6 protein-coding genes are annotated in these 7,644 nt (G+C 72.5%); 3 read left to right on the top strand and 3 right to left on the bottom strand.

The annotated features are described in order from the left end of the window. Positions 1–219 precede the first annotated feature (219 nt). Together E1200_RS28790 and E1200_RS28795 are read right to left on the bottom strand one after the other, a co-directional pair. Positions 220–447: a hypothetical protein gene (locus E1200_RS28790; RefSeq protein ID WP_131955222.1), complete on the bottom strand. Its 228-nt coding sequence runs from the start codon at positions 445–447 to the stop codon at positions 220–222. 29 nt (positions 448–476) lie between these two features. After that, the gene (locus E1200_RS28795) at positions 477–1,898 is read right to left on the bottom strand and encodes a PLP-dependent aminotransferase family protein (protein WP_131955223.1); all 1,422 of its coding nucleotides are present in this window, start codon (positions 1,896–1,898) and stop codon (positions 477–479) included. Positions 1,899–2,016: 118 nt separating this feature from the next. Here E1200_RS28795 and E1200_RS28800 point away from each other — a divergent pair, with 118 nt between their 5' ends. The 3 genes from E1200_RS28800 (at position 2,017) to E1200_RS28810 (ending at position 6,667) form a co-directional block, all read left to right on the top strand. Next, positions 2,017–3,657 carry a fumarate hydratase gene (locus E1200_RS28800; protein WP_131955224.1) on the top strand — a complete coding sequence of 547 codons (1,641 nt, stop codon included), beginning with the start codon at positions 2,017–2,019 and terminating at the stop codon, positions 3,655–3,657. A 229-nt stretch (positions 3,658–3,886) separates the two neighbouring features. Beyond that, positions 3,887–5,146: a serine/threonine-protein kinase gene (locus E1200_RS28805; RefSeq protein ID WP_131955225.1), complete on the top strand. Its 1,260-nt coding sequence runs from the start codon at positions 3,887–3,889 to the stop codon at positions 5,144–5,146. A 126-nt stretch (positions 5,147–5,272) separates the two neighbouring features. Then, the gene (locus E1200_RS28810; RefSeq protein ID WP_131955226.1) at positions 5,273–6,667 is read left to right on the top strand and encodes a class II fumarate hydratase; all 1,395 of its coding nucleotides are present in this window, start codon (positions 5,273–5,275) and stop codon (positions 6,665–6,667) included. Between the two features lie 71 nt (positions 6,668–6,738). Here E1200_RS28810 and E1200_RS34495 read toward each other — a convergent pair. Next, on the bottom strand, positions 6,739–7,644 hold a 906-nt coding region (locus E1200_RS34495; RefSeq protein WP_207933598.1), incomplete at its 5' end, for a hypothetical protein.

Here is a 7,644-nt window from a genome sequence, read left to right on the forward strand (position 1 = left end):
CACCAGCCCCCACCATGCAGCGCCCCACGGTCTGAACCTCAACCCCCGGAGCAGAGGACCTCAGCCACCGGAGTACGGGCAGGCGCGTGGAGCGAGCGCAGCGAGCGGAGGGCGCCTGCCCGCCGCACGGGGAGCCGTTTCACAAGACGCGGAGCGGATTGGGAAACGGTTCGCCGTGCGCAACGGGGGTTCCAGGGGGTCGCCCCCTGGGAGACACAGCTACCCCTCCATCGAGGCGATGGCTCGTTCGCCTTCGGCCTGCGCCTGCTCCGGCGTCATGTCCTGCAGGGCGCGGCTCAGCGCCACCTCGGCGGCGTCGGCCGCGGCGCGCAGGGTCACGGCGTGCTCCTGTGCCCTTTCGAGGTCGCCAAGGCCGACGCAGTCGAAGGCCACCTCGGCGTCGTGGGCGGCCATCTTCAGTTGTCGAGCGGCCTCTTCCAAGCTCATGCATACCTCCTACACCAGGGATGCTGGTCTTACCCTTCAGCACCATGGGTAACCGCTTGGCCAAGGAGTTCCGCCGCTTTGACCAGGTGTGTCGCGTTGAGGCGGGCGTAGCCGAGGACGAGGGCGGGCGGCGCGTCGCCGGCCCGCGCCCGGGACCACATGGGCCGGGCGCCCGCGACCGCCACCCCGGCGCGCGCGGCGCGGGCGACGACCTCGTCCTCGTCCAGTCCTGCGGGGAGCTCCACATAGAGGTGGATGCCCGCTGAGACGCCGTGAACCATCGCGCTGGGCAAGTGGACGTCGAGGGCTTCCGCCAGGGCGTCCCGGCGATGCCGGTAGCGGCGGCGCATCACGCGCAGATGGCGGTCGTAGCCGCCGCCCTTGAGGAACTCGGCGAGGGCGTACTGCTCCAGGACGGGAGCGCCGAGGTCGGTGTTCTCGCGGTGCTCGCGCAGGCGCCGGGCCAGGTCCGGCGGGGCGACGGCCCAGCCGAGGCGCAGCGCGGGGGCAAGGGACTTGCTCACCGAGCCGAGCAGGACGACGCGGTCGGGCTCGACTCCCTGGAGGCAGCCGACGGGCTCGCGGTCGTAGCGGAACTCGGCGTCGTAGTCGTCCTCCAGGATCAGGCCGTCCACGTCCCGCGCCCAGGCGATGAGTTCGGCGCGGCGGGCCGGGGACAGGACGACGCCGGTCGGGTACTGGTGCGCGGGCGTGACGAGGACGGCGCGCGCCCGCGTGCGGGCGAGGGCGCCGACGTCGATGCCCTCGGCGTCCACGGGGACGCGGACGGTCCGGAGGCCGGACGCGTCCAGCATGGGCAGCTGCCGGTCGCTGGTCGGGTCCTCCACGGCCAGCGACGTGTGCCCGCCGGCGCCCAGCACCCGCAGCAGCGCCGACAGCCCGTGCGCCACCCCGTTCATGATCACGATCCGGTCGGGGCCGGTGCGCGCGGCGCGGACCCGGGCCAGGTAGCCCGACAGCTCGGCCCGCAGGGCGTGGACGCCGGCGGGGTCGGGGTAGGTGAGCGCCTCGTGCGGGAGCGTGCGCAGCGCGGCGCGGGCGGCGGCGATCCAGCGGTCGCGGGGGAACGACGCCAGGTCCGGCAGGCTCGGCCACAGGTCGTAGGCGGGCGCGGGCCCCGGCCGGGCGGAGCCGCGCGGCGCCGGCACGGGCGCGGGCGCCGGCCCGGGCTCCTCGTCCGGCCGGGCCAGCGGCGCGATGCGGGTGCCGTCGCCGCGCCGCGCGACGAGGAACCCTTCGGCGGTCAGCTGCTCGTAGGCGGCGACCACCACACCGCGCGAGACGTCCAGGTCGCGCGCGAGGTCGCGGGTCGACGGCAGCCGCGTCCCGGCGGTCAGCCGGCCGGACCGCACGGCCGCGCGGAAGCCCGCGGCGATCTGGGCCGCCAGCCGCCCGGCACTCCGGTCGAGGGGGAGATGAAGGTCGGTCACATCCTGTTCAGCGCCGGGAGGGAGCGCCCGTGTCACGGCCGGGTGCCGTGCCCGCGCCGGGAACCGGGGCCGTAACCTGTGGTGCGGCCCATCGGAATCGCGCGAGGATCTGCCTGAGATGCCTGAGTTCTCCTACACCGACCTGCTGCCGCTCGGCCCGGACGACACCGACTACCGGCTGCTGACCTCCGACGGGGTCTCGACGTTCGACGCGAACGGCCGGACGTTCCTGCAGGTCGAGCCGGAGGCGCTGCGGCTGCTCACCGAGACCGCCATGCGCGACATCGCGCACCTGCTGCGGCCCGCGCACCTGGCGCAGCTCCGGCGGATCCTGGACGACCCCGAGGCGTCCCCCAACGACCGCTTCGTGGCGCTGGACCTGCTGAAGAACGCGGGGATCGCCTCCGGCGGCGTGCTGCCCATGTGCCAGGACACCGGCACCGCGATCGTGATGGGCAAGCGCGGCCAGCACGTCCTGACGGACGGCGACGACGAGCGGCACATCTCCCGCGGCGTGTTCGACGCGTACACCAGGCTGAACCTGCGCTACTCGCAGATGGCGCCGGTGACGATGTGGGACGAGAAGAACACCGGCACCAACCTGCCCGCCCAGATCGAGCTCTACGCGACGCCCGGCGACGCGTACAAGTTCCTGTTCATGGCCAAGGGCGGCGGCAGCGCGAACAAGTCGTTCCTCTACCAGGAGACGAAGGCCGTCCTGAACCCGAAGCGGATGCTGTCCTTCCTGGAGGAGAAGATCCGCTCGCTGGGGACCGCGGCGTGCCCGCCGTACCACCTGGCGATCGTCGTGGGCGGCACGTCCGCCGAGTACGCGCTGAAGACCGCGAAGTACGCGTCGGCGCACTACCTGGACACGATGCCGACCGAGGGTTCCGCGCTGGGCCACGGCTTCCGCGACCTGGAGCTGGAGCTGCAGGTGTTCGAGCTGACGCAGAAGCTCGGCATCGGCGCGCAGTTCGGCGGCAAGTACTTCTGCCACGACGTGCGGGTGATCAGGCTGCCGCGGCACGGGGCGTCCTGCCCGGTGGCCATGGCGGTGTCGTGCAGCGCCGACCGGCAGGCGCTCGCCAAGATCACCGCGGAGGGCGTGTTCCTGGAGCGGCTGGAGACCGACCCGGCGCAGTACCTGCCGGACACGACCGGCGAGGAGCTGGACGACCAGGTCGTCCAGATCGACCTGAACCGGCCGATGGCGGAGATCCGCGCCGAGCTGACCCGGTACCCGGTGAAGACGCGGCTGTCGCTGACCGGGCCGCTGGTCGTCGCCCGCGACATCGCGCACGCCAAGATCAAGGAGCGGCTGGACGCCGGCGAGCCGATGCCGCAGTACCTGCGCGACCACGCCGTGTACTACGCGGGCCCGGCCAAGACGCCGGAGGGTTACGCGTCCGGCTCGTTCGGCCCCACGACGGCCGGGCGGATGGACTCCTACGTCGAGCAGTTCCAGGCCGCCGGCGGCTCGCTGGTCATGCTGGCCAAGGGCAACCGGTCCAAGCAGGTCACCGACGCCTGCAAGGAGCACGGCGGGTTCTACCTCGGCTCGATCGGCGGGCCCGCCGCGCGGCTCGCCCAGGACTGCATCAAGAAGGTCGAGGTCCTGGAGTATCCGGAACTCGGCATGGAGGCCGTCTGGAAGATCGAGGTGGAGGACTTCCCCGCCTTCATCGTGGTGGACGACAAGGGCGAGGACTTCTTCGCCGACACCACCGGCCCCGTTCTCAGCATCGGCCGGCGCTGATCATCCGCGGTGTCCGGAAGGCGCCTCTCAGACGTCCGAAGGGCGTCTGAGGGGCCGTCCGAGAGGCGCCCGGGAGGCGTCCGGCAGGCGGCGGCCAGGCGGCCGGAGGGGCCCCACGAGGGGCATTCCCCTATGTTTCCGGCTGGTAGGTCACATTATCGGCCCAAAATCGGCGTTGGTAATGAGGTCTCCCCGATGACCGCCTGGCCACTCCGGTATCTTTTCCGCCATGTCACAGTCAGAGCGCCTCGTTCTAGCGACGCGCTACCGGCTGGTCTCGGAAATCGGTCAAGGTGCCAACGGCACCGTCTGGAGAGGGCATGACGAGCTCCTTGATCGCTCGGTGGCGATCAAAGAGCTGCGCCTCCCGGAGGACCTCACCGAGGACGACCGGGTGGTCTTCTACCGCCGTACCCTCAGAGAGGCGCGCGCGCCGGCCCAGTTGCGCACGCACTCCATCGTCGAGGTGTACGACGTGGTCATCGAGCAGGGCCGGCCCTGGATCGTGATGGAGATGATCGAGGCGCCCAGCCTCGAACATCTCATCGAGCGCTCGGGACCGCTGCCGCCCGAACGCGTCGCGCACATCGGCCGCGCCCTCCTGGACGCGCTGCACGTCGCGCACAAGGCCGGGATAGTCCACCGCGACCTCAAGCCGAGCAACGTCCTGCTGGACGGCGACCGGGTCGTGCTCACCGACTTCGGCCTCGCGTTCTCGTCCGGGTCGGCGAGCCTGACCAAGACGGGCCACTTCATGGGCTCCCCCGCCTATGTCGCGCCCGAGGTCGCCGCCGGCGAGAAGGCCACCCCCCGCTCCGACCTGTGGTCGCTCGGCGCGACGCTGTACGCCGCGCTGGAGGGCCATCCCCCGTTCGAGCGCGACAACGTGATGGCGACGCTGAGCGCGCTCGCCAACGAGTCCACGCCCGCCCCGCAGAACGCCGGCGCCCTCGGGCCCGTCATCACCGGGCTGCTGGAGAAGAACCCGACGCGCCGCCTCAGCCACGCCCGCGCGGTCGACCGGCTGGAGCGCGCGATGGCCGGGCCCCGGTCGGGGCGCCGCCAGGCGACGCCCCGCTACCGGCTGATGGCCGTGATCGCGCTCATCGGCGCGACCGTGGCGTCCTGCGGGATCGGTGCCACCGCGCTCATCGTCGGCATGATGCGGGAGGGCCCCGGCCCCGCCGCGACCGCGACGACGTCCAGCCCCGCGAGCGGGAACGCGCAGGCGCCGCCGGGCATCGACACGAGCACGCTCGTCGTCCGGGCCCGCAACGACTCCTGCAAGATCTTCGTGTCGGTGCCGGGCAACGTGATCACCGTGCTGAGCGACGAGACGCTGAAGCAGAACGAGGCGCGGCAGTACGACCAGCCGCGCATCAACGCGGTCGTCTACGACGCCTCCGCCTGCGACGTGTGGGTGAACGGCGAGCAGAAGCCCGTCGGCGGCCAGGGCGAGCGCAAGAACTACACCATCAACAAGGAGTGACTTAGGTCCCGGATCGCTCCACCTGGGAATGGGACGGTCGCCGGCGAGGCTGCCATGAAGGACGGCTGCCATCGACGGCGATGATCGACCTTGATGGCGACACGATCCAGGCGGAGGTGACGTGCCATGGGTGAGCGCGAGTTCCGGATCGAGCAGGACTCCATGGGTGAGGTCCGGGTACCGGCGGCGGCGAAGTGGCGGGCGCAGACGCAGCGCGCGGTGGAGAACTTCCCGATCTCCGGGCGGCCGCTGGAGGACGCGCACATCGCCGCGCTCGGCCACATCAAGGCCGCGGCGGCGACGGTGAACGCCGAGCTGGGCGTGCTCGACAAGGACCTCGCGGCCGCGATCACCGAGGCGGCCCGGGAGGTCGCGGACGGCAGGTGGAACGGCGAGTTCCCCATCGACGTGTTCCAGACCGGGTCCGGGACGTCGTCCAACATGAACACCAACGAGGTCGTGGCGACGCTCGCGCAGGAGCGGCTCGGCCGTCCGGTGCACCCCAACGACCACGTGAACGCCTCCCAGTCGTCCAACGACGTGTTCCCGTCCTCGATCCACATCGCGGCGACCGGGGCCGTCCTGAACGATCTGATCCCCGCGCTGCGGCACCTGCAGAACGCGCTGGCGCGCAAGGCCGACGAGTACCGCACGGCGGTGAAGTCCGGCCGCACCCACCTGATGGACGCGACCCCGGTGACGCTGGGCCAGGAGTTCCGCGGCTACGCGGCGCAGATCGGGCACGGCGTGGAGCGCCTGGAGGCGGTCCTGCCGCGGCTCGCGGAGCTGCCGCTCGGCGGGACGGCGGTCGGCACCGGCATCAACACCCCCGACGGCTTCGCGGCCCGCGTCATCGAGGAGATCGCGCGGGTCACCGGCCTGCCGCTGACCGAGGCCCGCGACCACTTCGAGGCGCAGGGCGCGCGGGACGGCCTGGTCGAGGCCAGCGGCGCGCTCCGCACGGTCGCGGTGAGCCTGCACAAGATCGCCAACGACCTGCGCTGGATGGGCTCGGGGCCGCGCGCCGGGCTGGCCGAGATCCGGCTGCCGGACCTGCAGCCCGGCTCGTCGATCATGCCGGGGAAGGTGAACCCGGTGCTGCCCGAGGCGGTCATGCAGGTCTCGGCCCAGGTCATCGGCAACGACGCGGCGGTCGCGTTCGGCGGCGCGTCGGGCAACTTCGAGCTGAACGTCATGCTGCCGATGCTGGCCCGCAACGTCCTGGAGTCGATCACCCTGCTGGCGAACGCGTCGCGGCTGTTCGCCGACCGCTGCGTCGACGGCATCGAGGCGGACGTGGACCGGATGCGCGAGTACGCGGAGTCGTCGCCGTCGATCGTGACGCCGCTGAACCGCTACATCGGCTACGAGGAGGCGGCGAAGGTCGCCAAGCAGGCGCTGAGCGAGCGCCGCACGATCCGCGAGGTCGTCCTCGAACGCGGCTATGTGGACGACGGGAAGCTGACCGTCGAGCAGCTCGACGAGGCACTGGACGTGTTGGGGATGACCGGCTCGTCGTGACGTCGCGCGCGTCCCGGCGGCTCACCCGGCCGCCGGGGACGCGCACGTGCGACGCGGAACCGGTCGCCGGCTCAGTACCAGCCGACGCTCTGCGAGTGCGACCACGCCTTGCAGGGGGTCCCGTAGCGGTCCTTGATGTAGCCGAGGCCCCACTTGATCTGGGTGGAGGCGCTGGTGCGCCAGTCGGCGCCGGCGCTGGCCATCTTGGAGCCGGGGTTGGCCTGCGGGATGCCGTACGCCTGGGACGTGGGGTTGGCGGCGTTGGTCCGCCAGCCGCTCTCCTTGTTCCACAGCTTCACCAGGCAGCCGAACTCGCCGTCGCCGGTGAAGCCGAAGCTCGGCATCATCTTCTTGGCGATCTGCTGCGCCTCGCCCGCCGGGACCGGGTCGGCGACCGGGGCACCGCCCCCGCTGCCGCCGCCGCCTTCGTCGTCCTTCTTCTTCTCCGGCGTCTTGGTCGGGATCGGCTCGCCCTTGGGCCGGAGGTCGAGCCCCTTGCCGCTGTACTGGCGCGTCTCGCGCGAGGCCCGCTCCATGGCGAGCTGGCGCCGCTGCTCCTGCAGCACCCTGGGGTCGACCTTCGGCGCGGGGTCGGCCAGTTCGCGGGTCGGCTGCACGGTGGCGCCGTCGTCGTCGGATCCGCCGGTCAGCGCGAACGCCGCGGCGGCACCGCCGCCGATCACGACCGCCGCGCCGGCGGCGACCGCCACGATGCGCATGCCGGTGCGCTTGCCGGAGGCCGCCCGCCGAGCGCCGGGACGGGGTGCGCCGGACGCGATCTCGTCGCGCGGGCCGGCGGCGTGGCCGGCCGGACCGGGCGGGAAGGCGTCGAAGCCGAGGGTGTCACCGGCGGGCGCGGCGGCGCGGGCGGCGCCGGCGGCGCCGGCGACCTTGACGTCGTCCGCGTGCGCGGTCTGCGACACCACGGGCTGCGGAGCCGTCACGCCGGCGGGCGGCTGCGCGGCCGGGGGCTGGGC

This window comes from Actinomadura sp. GC306, assembly GCF_004348665.1.
Classification (GTDB): domain Bacteria; phylum Actinomycetota; class Actinomycetes; order Streptosporangiales; family Streptosporangiaceae; genus Spirillospora.

Coding starts and splice junctions, on each gene's coding strand:
- E1200_RS28790 (WP_131955222.1), bottom strand. CDS start 447: ATGAGCTTGGAAGAGGCCGCTCGACAACTGAAGATGGCCGCCCACGAC.
- E1200_RS28800 (WP_131955224.1), top strand. CDS start 2,017: ATGCCTGAGTTCTCCTACACCGACCTGCTGCCGCTCGGCCCGGACGAC.
- E1200_RS28805 (WP_131955225.1), top strand. CDS start 3,887: ATGTCACAGTCAGAGCGCCTCGTTCTAGCGACGCGCTACCGGCTGGTC.
- E1200_RS28810 (WP_131955226.1), top strand. CDS start 5,273: ATGGGTGAGCGCGAGTTCCGGATCGAGCAGGACTCCATGGGTGAGGTC.